This window comes from Halomonas ramblicola (assembly GCF_030409215.1).
Taxonomy (GTDB): domain Bacteria; phylum Pseudomonadota; class Gammaproteobacteria; order Pseudomonadales; family Halomonadaceae; genus Halomonas; species Halomonas ramblicola.
In genome coordinates this window covers 191138-206452 of the sequence record NZ_JAUFPL010000017.1, presented here as the reverse complement: position 1 = coordinate 206452, position 15315 = coordinate 191138, and the positions used below count along the sequence as shown (strand labels likewise).

16 protein-coding genes are annotated in these 15315 nt (G+C 68.5%); 10 read left to right on the top strand and 6 right to left on the bottom strand.

The window, feature by feature from the left end:
* Positions 1-117: 117 nt before the first annotated feature.
* Both QWY80_RS05350 and QWY80_RS05345 read left to right on the top strand, forming a co-directional pair.
* Positions 118-819 carry a CoA transferase subunit A gene (locus QWY80_RS05350; RefSeq protein ID WP_290229673.1) on the top strand — a complete coding sequence of 234 codons (702 nt, stop codon included), beginning with the start codon at positions 118-120 and terminating at the stop codon, positions 817-819.
* Between the two features lie 44 nt (positions 820-863).
* On the top strand, positions 864-1523 hold the full coding sequence (locus tag QWY80_RS05345; RefSeq protein ID WP_290229672.1) for a CoA transferase subunit B: 660 nt from the start codon (positions 864-866) through the stop codon (positions 1521-1523).
* A gap of 164 nt (positions 1524-1687) precedes the next feature.
* Here QWY80_RS05345 and QWY80_RS05340 read toward each other — a convergent pair whose 3' ends face one another.
* The 3 genes from QWY80_RS05340 to QWY80_RS05330 form a co-directional block, all read right to left on the bottom strand.
* A complete protein-coding gene (locus QWY80_RS05340; protein WP_290229671.1) occupies positions 1688-2455 on the bottom strand; it encodes a VOC family protein in 768 nt (255 codons plus the stop codon).
* Positions 2456-2581: 126 nt separating this feature from the next.
* Positions 2582-2857, bottom strand: coding sequence for a GrxA family glutaredoxin (locus QWY80_RS05335; protein ID WP_290229670.1), 276 nt, complete (start codon positions 2855-2857; stop codon positions 2582-2584).
* Positions 2858-2983: 126 nt separating this feature from the next.
* Positions 2984-3805, bottom strand: a complete 822-nt coding sequence (locus QWY80_RS05330; protein WP_290229669.1) for an inositol monophosphatase family protein — start codon at positions 3803-3805, stop codon at positions 2984-2986.
* 108 nt (positions 3806-3913) lie between these two features.
* On the opposite strand from QWY80_RS05330, the gene hybE reads away from it, so the two are divergent.
* Positions 3914-4342 (top strand): [NiFe]-hydrogenase assembly chaperone HybE, encoded by a 429-nt coding sequence (gene hybE / locus QWY80_RS05325; protein WP_290229668.1) that lies wholly within the window; start codon positions 3914-3916, stop codon positions 4340-4342.
* 79 nt (positions 4343-4421) lie between these two features.
* A complete protein-coding gene (locus QWY80_RS05320; RefSeq protein ID WP_290229667.1) occupies positions 4422-5195 on the top strand; it encodes a 3-hydroxybutyrate dehydrogenase in 774 nt (257 codons plus the stop codon).
* Positions 5196-5304: 109 nt separating this feature from the next.
* Here QWY80_RS05320 and QWY80_RS05315 read toward each other — a convergent pair whose 3' ends face one another.
* Entirely contained in the window at positions 5305-5844 is a 540-nt protein-coding gene (locus QWY80_RS05315; RefSeq protein ID WP_290229666.1) for a response regulator transcription factor, read from the bottom strand.
* A 23-nt stretch (positions 5845-5867) separates the two neighbouring features.
* Complete coding sequence (locus tag QWY80_RS05310) at positions 5868-7142, bottom strand: ATP-binding protein (protein WP_290229665.1); 1275 nt, start codon at positions 7140-7142, stop codon at positions 5868-5870.
* Positions 7143-7275: 133 nt separating this feature from the next.
* On the opposite strand from QWY80_RS05310, the gene prfC reads away from it, so the two are divergent.
* A complete protein-coding gene (gene prfC, locus QWY80_RS05305) occupies positions 7276-8865 on the top strand; it encodes a peptide chain release factor 3 (RefSeq protein ID WP_290229664.1) in 1590 nt (529 codons plus the stop codon).
* A gap of 170 nt (positions 8866-9035) precedes the next feature.
* The gene (locus tag QWY80_RS05300) at positions 9036-9797 is read left to right on the top strand and encodes a TatD family hydrolase (RefSeq protein WP_290229663.1); all 762 of its coding nucleotides are present in this window, start codon (positions 9036-9038) and stop codon (positions 9795-9797) included.
* A 12-nt stretch (positions 9798-9809) separates the two neighbouring features.
* Here QWY80_RS05300 and ygfZ read toward each other — a convergent pair whose 3' ends face one another.
* A complete protein-coding gene (gene ygfZ, locus QWY80_RS05295) occupies positions 9810-10847 on the bottom strand; it encodes a CAF17-like 4Fe-4S cluster assembly/insertion protein YgfZ (protein ID WP_290229662.1) in 1038 nt (345 codons plus the stop codon).
* Positions 10848-10980: 133 nt separating this feature from the next.
* Between ygfZ and QWY80_RS05290 the strand changes: the two genes are divergently transcribed.
* The 4 genes from QWY80_RS05290 to QWY80_RS05275 form a co-directional block, all read left to right on the top strand.
* On the top strand, positions 10981-11178 hold the full coding sequence (locus tag QWY80_RS05290; RefSeq protein ID WP_290229661.1) for a hypothetical protein: 198 nt from the start codon (positions 10981-10983) through the stop codon (positions 11176-11178).
* Between the two features lie 13 nt (positions 11179-11191).
* The gene (locus QWY80_RS05285) at positions 11192-11608 is read left to right on the top strand and encodes an OsmC family protein (RefSeq protein ID WP_290229660.1); all 417 of its coding nucleotides are present in this window, start codon (positions 11192-11194) and stop codon (positions 11606-11608) included.
* A gap of 12 nt (positions 11609-11620) precedes the next feature.
* Positions 11621-13648 carry an excinuclease ABC subunit UvrB gene (gene uvrB / locus QWY80_RS05280; protein WP_290229659.1) on the top strand — a complete coding sequence of 676 codons (2028 nt, stop codon included), beginning with the start codon at positions 11621-11623 and terminating at the stop codon, positions 13646-13648.
* A 212-nt stretch (positions 13649-13860) separates the two neighbouring features.
* Positions 13861-15315, top strand: a 1455-nt coding sequence (locus QWY80_RS05275; protein ID WP_290229658.1) for a fumarate hydratase, incomplete at its 3' end; no start/stop codon positions are given.

The following is a 15315-nucleotide window of genomic DNA, read 5'->3' as shown; positions in this document are numbered from 1 at the left end:
ACCCGGGGTCAATTTATAGAAATAATAAATCAAATGATAAAAAAAACAAACTTAACAAATATATCGTCAGGCACAACACTGGCCTAGGTTCCCATCGACAACAAGACGAGGCGCTCCATGTCCGGATTCGATAAACGCGTGCACTCCTATGAAGAGGCCATGGCCGGCCTCGAGAGCGGCATGACGCTGGCCGCCGGTGGCTTCGGCCTGTGCGGCATCCCCGAGAACCTGATCGCCGAGATCAAGCACCGTGGCGTCAAGGACCTCACCGTGCTCTCCAACAACTGCGGCGTCGACGGCTTCGGCCTCGGCCTGCTGCTGGAGGACAAGCAGATCCGCCGCATCTACGCCTCCTACGTGGGCGAGAACGCGCTGTTCGAGCAGCAGATGCTCGACGAGGAGATCGAGGTGATCCTCACCCCCCAGGGCACCCTGGCCGAGAAGATGCGCGCCGGCGGCGCCGGCATCCCCGCCTTCTACACCGCCACCGGCTACGGCACGCCCATCGGCGAGGGCAAGGAGGTACGCGAGTTCAACGGTCGCCACTACATCCTCGAGGAGGCGTTCCACGCCGACTTCGCCATCGTCAAGGGCTGGAAGGCCGACCGCTACGGCAACGTCGTCTACCGCGACACCGCCCAGAACTTCAATCCGCTGGCGGCCGCCTGCGGCAGGATCACCGTGGTGGAGGTCGAGGAGATCGTCGAGCCGGGCGAACTCCAGCCGGACCAGATCCACACCCCGGGCATCTACGTCGACCGCATCATCCAGGGCAGCTTCGAGAAGCGTATCGAGAAGCGCACCGTGCGCGAGGGCTGAGGCGCCCGCTTCCCCGTTTCTCACCGAACACAAGAGGCAACAAGATGGCACTCACTCGCGAACAGATGGCAATGCGCGTGGCGCGCGAACTCGAGGACGGCTTCTACGTCAACCTGGGCATCGGCATCCCCACCCTGGTGGCCAACTACGTGCCCGAGGGCATCGACGTGATGCTGCAGTCCGAGAACGGCCTGCTGGGCATGGGGCGCTTCCCCACCGAGGCGGAGGTCGACCCGGACATGATCAATGCCGGCAAGCAGACCGTGACCGCCCGCCCGGGGGCGGCGATCTTCGACTCCGCGGAGTCCTTCGCCATGATCCGCGGTGGCCACGTGGACCTGACCGTGCTGGGCGCCTTCGAGGTGGACCAGCAAGGCAACATCGCCTCCTGGATGATTCCCGGCAAGCTGATCAAGGGCATGGGCGGCGCCATGGACCTGGTGGCCGGCGCCGAGAACATCATCTGCACCATGACCCACGCCTCCAAGCACGGCGAGTCCAAGCTGCTGGAGAGGTGCAACCTGCCGCTGACCGGTGCCGGCTGCATCAACCGGGTGCTCACCGACCTGGCCTACCTGGAGATCAAGGACGGCGCCTTCCACCTGGTTGAGCGCGCACCGGGGGTCTCCGTGGAGGAGATCGTCGAGAAGACCGCCGGCAAGCTGGTGGTGCCCGAGCACGTCCCGGAGATGACCTTCGACTGAGCCCTCAGGCCACCCGACGCCCGACGCGGCCCGGACGTACGACGTCCGGGCCGCGTCGCTCGTGGCGGTGACGATTTTCTGACCATTCCGTGGCAGGGCCCGTGGGAAGGCGGGTGGGATGTCCTATTGCACAGCGTTATCCACAGAATCTGTGGATGAAAGCGTCACGACAGCTCGCAACGAGTATGGTGGGGAAGCAGCAGTTCCACGGCCCGCTCCTGGTTGGCGCTGACCGATTTCTGCAGGAGTGCCAGGCCGCCCATCTCGATGCGGTGCTCGTCGCCCTCGGCGAAGGCCAGGCGTCGCGAGCAGGTGGGGTAGTAGCGATGGTCGAGCAGGGGCGAGACCGGAAAGATCCCGCGCTGGCGGTCCGGGCTGCCGTCCAGGCCGGCCCGGCGCAGGCGTTCGTCGAGTTCGTCCAGGCTGGTGGCCAGGCGCTGGCAGTCGTAGCCCACGTGGTGCATGCGCGGGCCGTTGACGGCCAGCAGGGCGGCCAGGGGATGGGCCTGCTGCAGCGTCTGGAAGGTGGCCCAGTCGGGCATCGGCCAGGGGCGACCCCGGCACAGCAGGTTCTGGCCGCGGCGGGCCTCGCGCGGGGCCTGGGTCACCAGCTTCTCGAGCAGGGCGCGGGGGCGCCTGGCCAGGGTGCCCAGCTGCAGCTCGCCGAGCACCAGCCAGGCGCCGGGCTCGGGCGGGGAGAGCAGGGTCACCAGCAGGCCGCGGTCGGCCATGGCGTGCCGATGGCGGATCCGGTAGCCGAAGTGGGCGAGGGTCGGCAGCAGGGCGTCCATGCCGTAGTCGCCGTGGTTGAGGGTGACGAGCGCCAGATACTCCACGGGCGCGTCGACCGGCCACAGGCGCAAGCCGCCGATCTCCGGGTGCTGGTGGATGAAGTCCAGCCACAGCTGCTGGACGAACTCTTCCCTCTGCATCGTGGCGCTTCCCTTGTCGAGTGATGCTGGCGGGAAGTATAGGCAGCGGGCTGGTCAGACCTTTCAACGCCCGGACCACGTTCGTTGCCCGCCATCGGGAAACGCCCGGCCCGGGACGGACGGCGGCTAGCGGGCCTCGACGGCGGCGAGCAGGTCGTGTTCGCGGACGTACTGGTCGAATTCGCTGAAGCCGCCGATGGGCGTCTGGTCGACGAAGATCTGCGGCACCGTGCGTACCGGCCTGCCGATGGTCTTCTCCAGGTCGGCCTTGGTGATGCCCTCGGCCTGGATGTCGACATAGCGGAAGCCCTCGATGGCGCCGGCGTCCTCGAGCCGCTGGGCGAGGTCGCGGGCGAAGACGCAGAACGGGCAGCCGGGACGACCGAAGATGACGACGAACATGCAAACTCCTCAGCGCTGGGCGCGTACATAACGGGGAATGAAAATGCCGCGCATTGTGCAGCATCCCCCGGTGTGGCGCCAATAGTCGCGGTCGAGGGGGGCCATTGCCTGGCGCTATCGTGGCGCTCAGCGCGGTTCGAATGCGCCGGCATCGGCGCGGCGCAACAGGTCGGCGAGTTCGGCATGGATGCCGGGGCTCGCGGCCAGCAGGTTCTCGCCGTAGAGCTCCTCGGGGATGCCGTCCGGGCAGGGGTAGAGGTGCCCGGTGCGGGCGCCCGCCTCGCGGGCAATCAGCCAGCCGGCGGCGAAGTCCCAGGGCGAGACGCTCTCGTAGTAGGCATCGAGGCGGCCGCAGGCCACGTCGCACAGGTCCAGGGCGGCCGAGCCGTTGCGCCGCACGTCCTGGCAGCGGTCGAGTACCGCGGCCAGGCGGCGCATCAGCGGCGGACGGCTGTCGCGGCGATAGGGAAAGCCGGTACCGACCAGGCTGCGCGCCCGGTCGCCGCTGCGGCTGGCGTGAAGCGCCTGGTCGTTCAGGAAGGCCCCCTGGCCGGCCAGGGCGGTGAAGGTCTCGTCGAGGAAGGGCGCATGGACCACCCCGAGGCGGATCCGCCCGTCCACCACCCAGGCGATGGACACCGCGACGTGACGCAGGCCATGGGCGAAGTTCACGGTGCCGTCGATGGGATCCACCACCCACAGCGGCCCCTCGCTGGCCAGGGCGCTGCGGTCCGGGGCCAGCTCTTCGCTGAGCCGTGCCTCGTCGGGGAACAGTGCGTCGAGTCGTGTGGAGATATGCCGATCCACGGCCACGTCGGTATCGGTGACCAGCTCCTGGCCCTGCTTGTAGCGGTACCCGAAGTCCTGGCCCTGGCGGGCGTCGCGGATCAGCGTGCCGGCCTCGTGGGCGATGTCGATGGTGTGCTGCAGGCGTTCGGCGTCGGTCATGACGGGGTCTCCCTGATGATCCCATGGGCGTGGCCTCGACAGCCTAGCAGGCGGGCTGCCCGCCGGCATCCGGGTGGGTATACTGGTGGCCATTTGGCGGAGAGCCCCATGCACGCCCTGACCCCGGAGCAGTATGCCCGCCTGCGCCGCCTCGCCGAGGCCTGGACCGCCGCCTACCTCCGCGAGGCCAAGACGCAGCCGACCTTCAATCCGCGCCTGGCCGCCGATGCCCTGTGCTTCCAGCGGGTCTCCCTGCCCGACCACGGCGAGCAACTGGTGGGGGCGCTGGTCACGCCGGTCTCGCTGTGGCTGGTGATGCTGCCGGCCGCGGAGCAGGCGCCGTGCCCCGAGCCGGGGCGGCGCTGTCGGGTCTCGCTGCCCGCCGGCGACTTTCCCCTGGAGGCGGTGGCGCTGGGCGACACGGAGCGCTGCTGGCGGCTGGTGCTGCTCGACGACCTCGCCGACCTGGAGAGTCGCCAGGCTGCCAGCCGCCTGGCCCAGCGGCTGATGGAGCGGGTCATGACGCCGGCGAGGTAGCGCCACACTGAGCCCGGCCTTATGCTGGAGGCGTTGCCTCATCCCGGACACAGACACGAGATCGAACGAGGAGTCGCCCATGACAGCTTCTGCCACGTCCACCCCGCGGGTCGCCCTGGTCACCGGTACCAGCAGCGGCATCGGCGAGGCGGTGGTGCAGCACTTCTGCGAGCTCGGCCACCAGGTCCTGGCGGTGGACTTCAACCCCGCGGGCCAGGCGGTGGCCGAACGCGCCGGGGCGGCCTTCTTCCAGGCCGACCTCACCGATGGCGAGGCATGCAAGGCGGCGGTGGCCGAGGCGCTCAAGCGCTTCGGCCGGGTGGACATCCTGGTCAACAACGCCGGCGTCCAGCACGTTGCGCCCATCGAGGAGTTCCCCGAGGCCAAGTGGCGGCAGATCCTCGACCTGATGCTCACCGCGCCCTTCCTGCTCAGCCAGGCGGCCTGGCCGTCCATGCGCGAGAATGGCTGGGGGCGCATCGTCAACATCGCCTCGGTGCACGCCCAGGTGGCCTCGCCGGGCAAGGCCGCCTACATCAGCGCCAAGCACGGCATGATCGGCCTGACCAAGACCGCGGCCCTGGAGGGCGGCGCCCAGGGCATCACCGCCAACGCCATCTGCCCGGCCTACGTGAAGACCCCGCTGGTGGACCACCAGATCGCCGACCAGGCCAGGCTGCACGGCATGGCGGAGCAGGAGGTGATCGAGCAGATCATGCTCAAGAATGCCGCCGTCAAGCGCCTGATCGAGCCCCGTGAGGTGGCCGAGCTGGTCGCCTACCTGGCCTCGGATGCCGCCGGCGCCGTCACCGGCGCCAGCTGGAACATCGACCTGGGGTGGACGGCTCAGTAAGACGCGGCTGCGCCGCTCGAAGAGTGAAGAGCGGCGCTACGCGCCTGGAAGCTGGAAGAAAAAACACCATCCCTTCTTCCCTCTTCATTCTTCCTTCTTACGTCTTGGATCAGCGCCGCACCGGCCGCTTCTGCAGCTTGCGCTGCAGGGTGCGGCGGTGCATGCCGAGCGCGCGGGCGGTGGCCGAGATGTTGCCGTCGTGCTCCTGCAGCACCTTCTGGATGTGCTCCCAGGCGATGCGGTTGATGGAGGGCGGCTGCTCGGCCACCTCGGTCTCCGGGTCGCCGGCCTCCTTGTGGAAGGCGGCCAGCACCTCGTCGGCGTCGGCGGGCTTGCACAGGTAGTTGACCGCCCCCAGCTTGATCGCCTCCACGGCGGTGGCGATGCTCGAGTAGCCGGTCAGCACCACCACCCGGCAGGTCGGCACGGCTTCCAGCAACTCCGGCAGCAGCTTGAGGCCCGACTCGTTCTCCAGCTTGAGGTCCAGGGTCGCCAGGGCCGGGCGGTGCCGGCGGGCCAGCGAGAGGGCCTGCTGGGCGTCATGGGCCACCAGCACCTCGAAGCCGCGTCGCGCCATGGCGCGGTCCAGGACGTGGCAGAACATCTCGTCGTCGTCGATGATCAGCAGGCGTTCGGGTGTCTCTTGCATGGCGTCCTCGCGTGCGGCGGGGCTCAGGCCCCGGGCGGGCCGAGCGGCAGGACCACTTCGGTCAGGGTGCCGCCCTCGGGATGATTGTACAGGCTGACCCCGCCGCCGAAACGGTTGATGGTGGCGTGGGTCAGGAAGAGGCCGATGCCCAGCCCCTTGCTCTTGGTGGAGACGAAGGTCTCGCCGAGCTGGTCGGCGATGGACAGTGCCACCCCGGGGCCGTGGTCGCGGATGTCGATGACCACCTCGGCGTCGTGCCAGTCGAGGCTGATCACGATGTCGTCGGGGTTGGCGTCGGCGGCGTTGTTGAGCAGGTTGGTCAGCGCCTGTTCCAGGGTGGTGTCCACCGACAGCCAGGGCCGGCCGCGGCGCTCGGCCACCTCGAGCCGATGACTGACGTCCGGGCGCAGTACCAGCCAGCGCTGCACCAGGGATCTCAGCCAGGCCTCGGCGTCGCGCACCTGGGGCTCGCCGATGCGCCGGCGGTCGGCGCTCTCCACCAGCTGCTGCAGGCGCGTCTTGCAGGTCTCCACCTGCTGGCGCAGCAGCGACAGGTCCTTCTCGAGCGTGGGGTTGCCCCTGGCCTCGTCGCGCATCTCGGCGAGCAGCACGGCCATGGTGGAGAGCGGCGTGCCCAGCTCGTGGGCGGTGCCGGCGGCCTGGGTGGCCACGGCCAGCACCTGCTCGTTGCGCAGCGCCGCCTCGCGGGTGCGCGACAGCGACTGTTCCCGGCTGCGCAGGGCGTGGGCCATCTTGTAGATGAAGAAGGTCACCAGGCCCGCCGAGAGCGCGAAGTTCAGCCACATGCCCAGCACGTGCAGGTTGAAGGGCAGGCCGGCCTGGTGGCCCTGGCCGAACTGCGGCACCGGGTGGTGGAACAGCATCAGGCCCGAGTAGGCGAGCATCGAGGTGCCGGCGATGATCCAGGCGTAGCGCCAGGGCAGGGTGGCGGCGGCGATGGTCACCGGTACCAGGTAGTAGGTGATGAAGGGGTTGCTGGCGCCGCCGGTGAAGTAGAACAGCAGCGTCAGGCCGGCCACGTCGGCCAGCAGGTGGGCCAGGTACTCCTCGTGGTTGACCGCGCGGTAGCGCCCCAGCCGCCACCAGGTACCCAGGTTGATCAGCGCCATGGCCAGGATGACGCCGATCACCGCGCCCACGGCCAGCTCGAAGTGCAGCAGCTCGACGCCGACGATGATGCCGACCAGGAAGCCGGTCCAGGTGATGCCGCGCACGATGGTCAGGCGCACCAGGTTGCGGTTGGGGGTGGAGAGCGGCAGGGGCTGGGTGATGGGCATGGAGACTCCTCGACACTGCGCCGACATGATACGCCCTACATTTCGCTCCCGCGACGGCGTAGAATGCCGGCCATCGCCGTTCCGGCCTCCATTCACGCACCTTCGCGGTGCCACGAAGACGAATCCTCCATCGATGTCAGACGCCACCCTGGCCCGCGAAGTCGGGCTGCGCAGGACCTTCGCGATCATTTCGCACCCCGACGCGGGCAAGACCACCATCACCGAGAAGATGCTGCTGTTCGGCAACGCCATCCAGCTGGCCGGCTCGGTGAAGAGCAAGCGCGACGACCGCCACGCCACTTCCGACTGGATGAAGATGGAGCAGGAGCGCGGCATCTCGGTGACCACCTCGGTGATGCAGTTCCCCTACGGCGGGCGTATCGTCAACCTGCTCGACACCCCCGGCCACGAGGACTTCTCCGAGGACACCTACCGCACCCTGACCGCGGTGGACTCGGCGTTGATGGTGATCGACGGTGCCAAGGGCGTCGAGGCGCGGACCATCAAGCTGATGGAGGTGTGCCGCCTGCGCACCACGCCGATCCTCACCTTCGTCAACAAGATGGACCGCGACATCCGCGATCCCATCGAGGTGATGGATGAGGTCGAGGAGGTGCTCGACATTCAGTGTGCGCCCATGACCTGGCCGATCGGCATGGGGCGTCACTTCAAGGGGGTCTACCACCTCTACAACGACACCGTCCACCTCTACACCCAGGGCCAGGGCAGCCGCATCCCCGAGGATCGCCGCATCGAGGGACTCGACAACCCCGAGGTGGACGCGGTGCTCGGCGATGAGCAGGCCGAGGAGCTGCGGATGGAGGTGGAACTGGTGCGCGGCGCCTCACACGAATTCGACCACGAGGCCTACCTGCGCGGTGAGCTGACCCCGGTCTACTTCGGCACCGCCATGGGCAACTTCGGGGTGCGCGAGATGCTCGACGGCTTCGTCGAATACGCCCCGCCGCCCCAGCCTCGCGAGACCGACACCCGCAGCGTCGAGGCCGCGGACGGCTGTTTCACCGGCTTCGTATTCAAGATCCAGGCCAATATGGATCCCAACCACCGCGACCGCATCGCCTTCCTCCGGGTCTGCTCGGGCAAGTACGAGAAGAACATGAAGATGCGTCACGTGCGCATCGGCAAGGACGTCAAGATCGCCGATGCCTTGACCTTCATGGCCTCGGATCGCGCCCACGTCGAGGAGGCCTGGCCCGGCGACATCATCGGCCTGCACAACCACGGCACTATCCAGATAGGCGACACCTTCACCCAGGGCGAGGACATGCGCTTCACCGGCATCCCGCACTTCGCCCCGGAGCTGTTCAAGCGCGTGCGCCTCAAGGATCCGCTGAGGATGAAGGCGCTGCAGAAGGGCCTGCAGCAGCTCTCCGAGGAGGGCGCCACCCAGGTGTTCATGCCCCTGGACAACAACGACCTGATCCTCGGCGCCGTGGGCACCCTGCAGTTCGACGTGGTGGCCCATCGCCTCAAGGAGGAATACAAGGTCGACGCCGTCTACGAGGGGGTGAACGTCCAGACCGCCCGCTGGGTCTACTGCGACGACGCCAAGAAACTCGACGAGTTCAAGCGCAAGGCCAGCGCCAACCTGGCCCTGGACGGCGGTGGCTACCTGACCTATATCGCCCCCACGCGTGTGAACCTGCAGATGACCCAGGAGCGCTGGCCGGAGGTCCGCTTCCAGCCGACCCGAGAGCATTAAGAGCGCCTAGCAGGATGGTGCCGCCCCAAGCGGCGCCGGGGATAGCCCGAAGCGGAGGTCCTATGCCAGGGATGGCATCGGTAGCGTCCAGGGAGGGATTCACAGCGCCTCCGCGAAGGGCTGTCGCCGGGAAAGCCGCGACTCGAAGCCTGCCAGCGGAGAAGCTGCCGATGTTGATCGACGCCCACTGCCATCTGGATTTACCTGACTTCGATGCCGACCGTGAGGCGGTGTTCGCGCGGGCCCGGGCGGCGGGCGTCGGGCATTTCGTGGTTCCCGGCACCACCCGGACCCGCTGGCCCGATGTGCTGGCGCTGGGCGAGCGGGAGGACGTCGCTATCTGCCTGGGCCTGCATCCCTGTTTCATGGATGCGCATGCCGAGGGGGATGTCGAGGCCCTGGCGCGGGCGCTGGACGCCCATCCCGAGGCGGTGGCGGTGGGGGAGTGCGGCATCGATGCGCGCTTCGCCGACACCCTGGACGCCCAGTGGTCCCTCTTCGACGCCCAGCTGAGGATCGCCAAGGCACGCCGCTTGCCGGTGGTGATCCACTGCGTGCGCGCCAATGACCGAGTGGCCAGGCGCCTGAGGGAGCTCGACCTGCCGGTGGGCGGGCTGATCCACGCCTTCGCCGGCTCCCCCGAGCAGGCGCGGAAGTTCCTCGACCTGGGCTTCGTCGTCGGCCTGGGCGGAGCGCCGACCCATGAGCGGGCCCGGCGCCTGCACCGGGCCGTGGCGAGCCTGCCCGACGAGGGCTATGTGCTGGAGACCGACAGCCCCGACATGCCACCGGCCGGCCACCGGGGCGAGCGCAACGAGCCGGCGCGGCTCATCGAGGTGTGTCGGGTGGTGGCGGCGCTGCGCGACCAGGGCGAGGCCGAGGTGGCGGCCTGCAGCAGCGCCACCGCACGCCGGCTCTTCCGGCTGGGCTGATCCGCGCCGCGGTCAGTCCCTGGCCGCCAGGCTCTCCGGATCCAGCCGCTCGACGGGGTAGGGCAGCTTCAGCTGCTTGAGTCGCTGGCCGGCCACCCGCAGCGGCCCGAGGTCCTCCTTGGTGCTGACCACGGCCAGGATCTCGGCCTCGTCGTAGGCATCCAGCTCGGCGGCCAGCACCTCGCCCACCGCCTTGCCGTTCTCGTCCTCCACGGGGCTGCCGAGCTCGGGCAGCAGGCCGCCGTCGAGCTGGGCACGCATCAGGCGCCGCTTCACCTGGCCGCGGAAGTGCGCCCGTGCGACGACTTCCTGGCCGGTGTAGCAGCCCTTCTTGAAGCTGATGCCGCCCAGGGCCTCCCAGTTGATCATCTGCGGCAGCAGGGCATCCCGGTGGGCCGGGGTCAGCCAGGCCAGGCCCGCCTGGATGTCGTGCAGGCCCCAGACGGCGTTGCCCACCGGGGTGGCCTGCTCGGCGAGCCGTGACCACAGGGCGGCGGCGCGCTCCGCCGGCAGGCAGGCCAGCAGCCGGGGGCGCGGCCCGGGGTGCGCCAGCAGCTGGGTATCGTCGTCGCCGGCCTGGTGCCAGGTCGCGGGCGGCTCGATGTCCAGCCGCACCTCTGCCAGCGCCGTCGCCTCGCGGCCGATCAGGCCGATCAGCGCCAGGTCGTCGCGGGGCGTCAGCTCGGCCTTGTAGAAGGCGGCGAACTTGCCCAGGTGCTCGGCCAGCCCTGCCACCAGGCCGCGATGCAGGATCAGGCGGAAGCGCTCGGGGGCGACCCGCAGCAGTTGGGCGTTGGCCAGCATGCGCCCCTTGGGGGTGCAGAAGACGGTGAGCGGGGCGAAGTGGCCATCGGCCAGGTTGGCCGGGGCACTCGCCTGCCCCTGCAGGAACTTCTCGGCATCGGGGCCGACCACGTCGAGCACGCCCATATGCACCAGCGGGGCCATGGCCGTGGCGTCGAGGGCCTGGCGGGCGGGGGAGGGGGTGTCGAAGGCGACCCGGTACTCGGCCTCCTGCCGTCCGCCCTGGGCGGTAATCCAGTCGTGCATGGGGGCTCCTCGTCGTATTCTGGGGGATAGTCGATCTAATGCGGGCGGTACGGCGGCATTGCAACCGCTGTGACCGGTGCGACGCCATGCTAGACTCGACGGCCAGTCCTGTCATGCCGCCGAGGGAACCGAGATGGCCCAGCAGTCGCTGCGTTTCAAGGGCGTCGAGAACGCCGATCAGATCAACCGTATCACCACGACACTGATGATGCTCGACGGAGTCGACAGCGTCGAGGTGGGGCGCCACGGCGCCGACGTGGAGGGGCGCGTGCGGCGCGAGACCCTGATCCAGGCCGTGCGGGCCCTGAAGCTGCCCATCGAGGTCGAGTGAGCGAGGAGTCGTCGTGAGGAAGACCATTGAAGTCACCAGTCTCCGCAACCATATCTATCGGCAACGGGTCGAACTGGATGGGTTCGAGGATCTCTTCGTCGACGTGCCCGAGGCCTTCGGCGGCGAGGACAGCGCCCCCGACCCCCACGACTACTTCGACCTCTCGCTGGGGGCCTGCAAGGCGATCACCGCCATGATGTACGCCCGCCGCAAGGCCTGGCCGCTGGAGCGGGTGAGCGTGCGGGTCCATCGCGACGACAGCGAGGAGCGCCGCGGCACCTATCGGCTGGAGGTGGAGATGACCTTCCACGGCATCGGGGATCCCGGGCAGCGGGCGCGCCTCGAGGAGATCAGCGACAGGTGCCCGATCCACCGCTTGATGACCGTCTCGACCGTCGAGATCACCACCCGGACCGTCGTCGAGGCCTGATACGGAGACGCCATGAGCAAGCCCTTCCGCCTCGCCGCCAAGTTCCAGCCGGCCGGGGACCAGCCCCAGGCCATCGATGGCCTGGTAACGGGGCTGGAGTCCGGCCTGGCCCACCAGACGCTGCTCGGCGTGACCGGCTCGGGCAAGACCTTCACCATGGCCAACGTGGTCGAGCGCCAGCAGCGGCCGACCATCGTCATGGCCCCCAACAAGACCCTGGCGGCGCAGCTCTACGGCGAGTTCAAGGCGTTCTTCCCCGACAACGCCGTGGAGTACTTCGTCTCCTACTACGACTACTACCAGCCCGAGGCGTACGTGCCGTCGTCGGACACCTTCATCGAGAAGGACGCCTCCATCAACGACCACATCGAGCAGATGCGCCTCTCCGCCACCAAGGCACTGCTCGAGCGGCGCGACGCCCTGATCGTGGTCTCGGTGTCGGCCATCTACGGCCTGGGCGACCCCGACCAGTACCTGAAGATGCGCCTGCACTTCAATCGCGGCGAACTGATCGACCAGCGCGCCCTGCTGCGGCGCCTGGCCGAGCTGCAGTACACCCGCAACGAGGCGGACTTCCGCCGCGGCACCTATCGCGTGCGCGGCGACGTCATCGACGTCTTCCCGGCGGATGCCGAGGACGAGGCGGTGCGCGTCGAGCTGTTCGACGACGAGATCGACTCCATCCGCCTCTTCGACCCGCTGACCGGCGAGGTGCGCGGCCAGGTGCCGCGCATGACCATCTACCCCAAGTCCCACTACGTCACGCCGCGCGGGACCATTCTCGAGGCCGCCGAGGCCATCAAGGGCGAGCTGGCCGAGCGGCTCGAGTGGCTGCGCAAGCACGACAAGCTGGTCGAGGCCCAGCGCCTCGAGCAGCGCACCCTCTACGACATCGAGATGATGTTCGAGCTGGGCTACTGCAACGGCATCGAGAACTACTCCCGCTACCTGTCGGGACGCAATCCCGGCGAGCCGCCGCCGACCTTCTTCGACTATCTCCCGGACGATGCCCTGCTGTTCATCGACGAGTCCCACGTCAGCGTGCCCCAGGTGGGCGGCATGTACCGCGGCGACCGCTCGCGCAAGGAGACCCTGGTGGAGTACGGCTTCCGGCTGCCCTCGGCGCTGGACAACCGCCCCATGACCTTCGAGGAGTGGGAGGCGATCAGCCCGCAGACCATCTTCGTCTCGGCCACCCCGGGGCCCTACGAGGCGGAGCACGCCGGGCAGGTGGTGGAGCAGGTGGTGCGCCCCACCGGCCTGGTGGATCCGGAGATCCAGGTGCGACCCGCCGGCACCCAGGTGGACGACCTGCTCTCCGAGATCCGCCTGCGTGCCGAGGTGGGGGAGCGGGTGCTGGTGACGACGCTCACCAAGCGCATGGCCGAGGATCTCACCGAATACCTCGACGAGCACGACGTGCGGGTGCGCTACCTGCACTCCGACATCGACACCGTGGAGCGGGTGGAGATCATCCGCGACCTGCGCCTGGGCAAGTTCGACGTCCTGGTGGGCATCAACCTGCTGCGCGAGGGGCTCGACATCCCCGAGGTGTCGCTGGTGGCCATCCTCGACGCCGACAAGGAGGGCTTCCTGCGCAACGAGCGGTCGTTGATCCAGACCATCGGCCGGGCCGCGCGCAACGCCCACGGCCGGGCCATCCTCTATGCCGATCGGGTCACCGACTCCATGCGCCGCGCCATCGACGAGACCGAGCGCCGGCGCGCCAAGCAGGTCGCCTTCAACGAGGAGCACGGCATCACCCCGCAGACGGTGAGCCGCTCGGTGGCCGACATCCTCGAGGCCGCCCAGGCCCCGGGGCGCAAGGGCAAGGGCCGCCGCGGCGAGCGCAAGGTGGCCGAACCCAAGGCCGTCTACGATCCGGCCGATCTGTCCCCCGAGGAGCTGCACAAGGAGCTGACCCGGGTCGAGGACGCCATGTTCGAGGCGGCCCAGAACCTGGAGTTCGAGGCGGCCGCGCGGCTGCGCGATCGGCTGCATGAGCTCAAGGAGCGGCAACTGGCGCTGGGCGAGGCCTAGGGAGTCTGGACTTCCGCCGACGTTTCCAGGACTTGGGAAGATTTATACCGTTATCTTTCTGCTGCAACCAAGCATCCCGATCCAACCCTCGGTGACGACAATGTCGACACCTGCGTGATCGGGTATAATGCCGGGCGTTCGAGCCCGCCGCCCCGTGCCAGGGGATAGTGCCAGAAGCGGGCATGCCGACAACGCCAAGGAGCCCCTTGCCCATGACCGTGATCCGCCAGGACGACCTGATCCAGAGCGTCGCCGATGCACTGCAGTACATCTCCTATTACCATCCGAAGGACTTCATCGACGCCATGGCCGAGGCCTACGAGCGCGAGGAGAACCCGGCGGCCAGGGATGCCATCGCCCAGATCCTCATCAACTCGCGGATGTGCGCCCTGGGTCATCGGCCGATCTGCCAGGACACGGGCATCGTCACGGTCTTCGTCCACGTCGGCATGAACGTGCGTTTCGAGGCGGACATGAGCCTCGACGACATGATCAACGAGGGGGTGCGTCGCGCCTACCAACTGCCGGACAACGTGCTGCGTGCCTCGGTGCTCGCCGACCCCGATGGTGCCCGCCAGAACACCGGCGACAACACCCCGGCGGTGATCCATCACAAGCTGGTGCCCGGCGACGACGTCGAGGTGCATGTCGCTGCCAAGGGCGGCGGCAGCGAGGCGAAGTCCAAGTTCGCCATGCTCAACCCCTCCGACAGCGTGGTCGACTGGGTGATGGAGCAGCTGCCCAGGATGGGCGCCGGCTGGTGCCCGCCCGGCATGCTGGGCATCGGCATCGGCGGCACCGCCGAGAAGGCCATGGAGCTGGCCAAGGAGGCGCTGCTCGACCCCATCGACATCCAGGAACTGCAGGCGCGTGGCGCTGACAATCGCGCCGAGGAACTGCGCCTCGAGCTGTTCGACAAGGTCAACTGTAGCGGCATCGGTGCCCAGGGCCTGGGCGGCCTGACCACGGTGCTCGACATCAAGGTCAAGGACTACCCGACCCACGCCGCCAACAAGCCGGTGGCCATCATCCCCAACTGTGCCGCCACCCGTCACGCCCACTTCACCCTCGATGGCACCGGCCCGGCCACGCTGCCGGCGCCCAGGCTCGAGGACTGGCCGGAGATCACTCGCGAGGCCGGCGACAACGCCAAGCGCGTCGATCTCGATAGCGTCACCCCGGAGGAGGTGCGCACCTGGCAACCCGGCGATACGCTGCTGCTCAACGGCAAGTTGCTCACCGGCCGCGACGCCGCCCACAAGCGCATGGTCGACATGATCGCCAAGGGCGAGCCGCTGCCGGTGGACCTGAAGGGGCGCTTCATCTACTACGTGGGGCCGGTGGATCCGGTGCGCGAGGAGGTGGTCGGCCCGGCCGGTCCCACCACGGCGACCCGCATGGACAAGTTCACCCGCACCATGCTCGAGGAGACCGGCCTGCTGGGCATGGTCGGCAAGGCCGAGCGCGGCGAGGCGGCCATCGAGGCGATCCGCGACAACCGGGCGGTCTACCTGATGGCGGTGGGCGGCTCCGCCTACCTGGTGGCCCAGGCGATCAAGAAGTCGCGTGTGGTGGGCTTCGAGGACCTGGGCATGGAGGCCATCTACGAGTTCGAGGTCGAGGACATGCCGGTGACCGTGGCGGTGGACAGCCAGGGCACCTCGGTG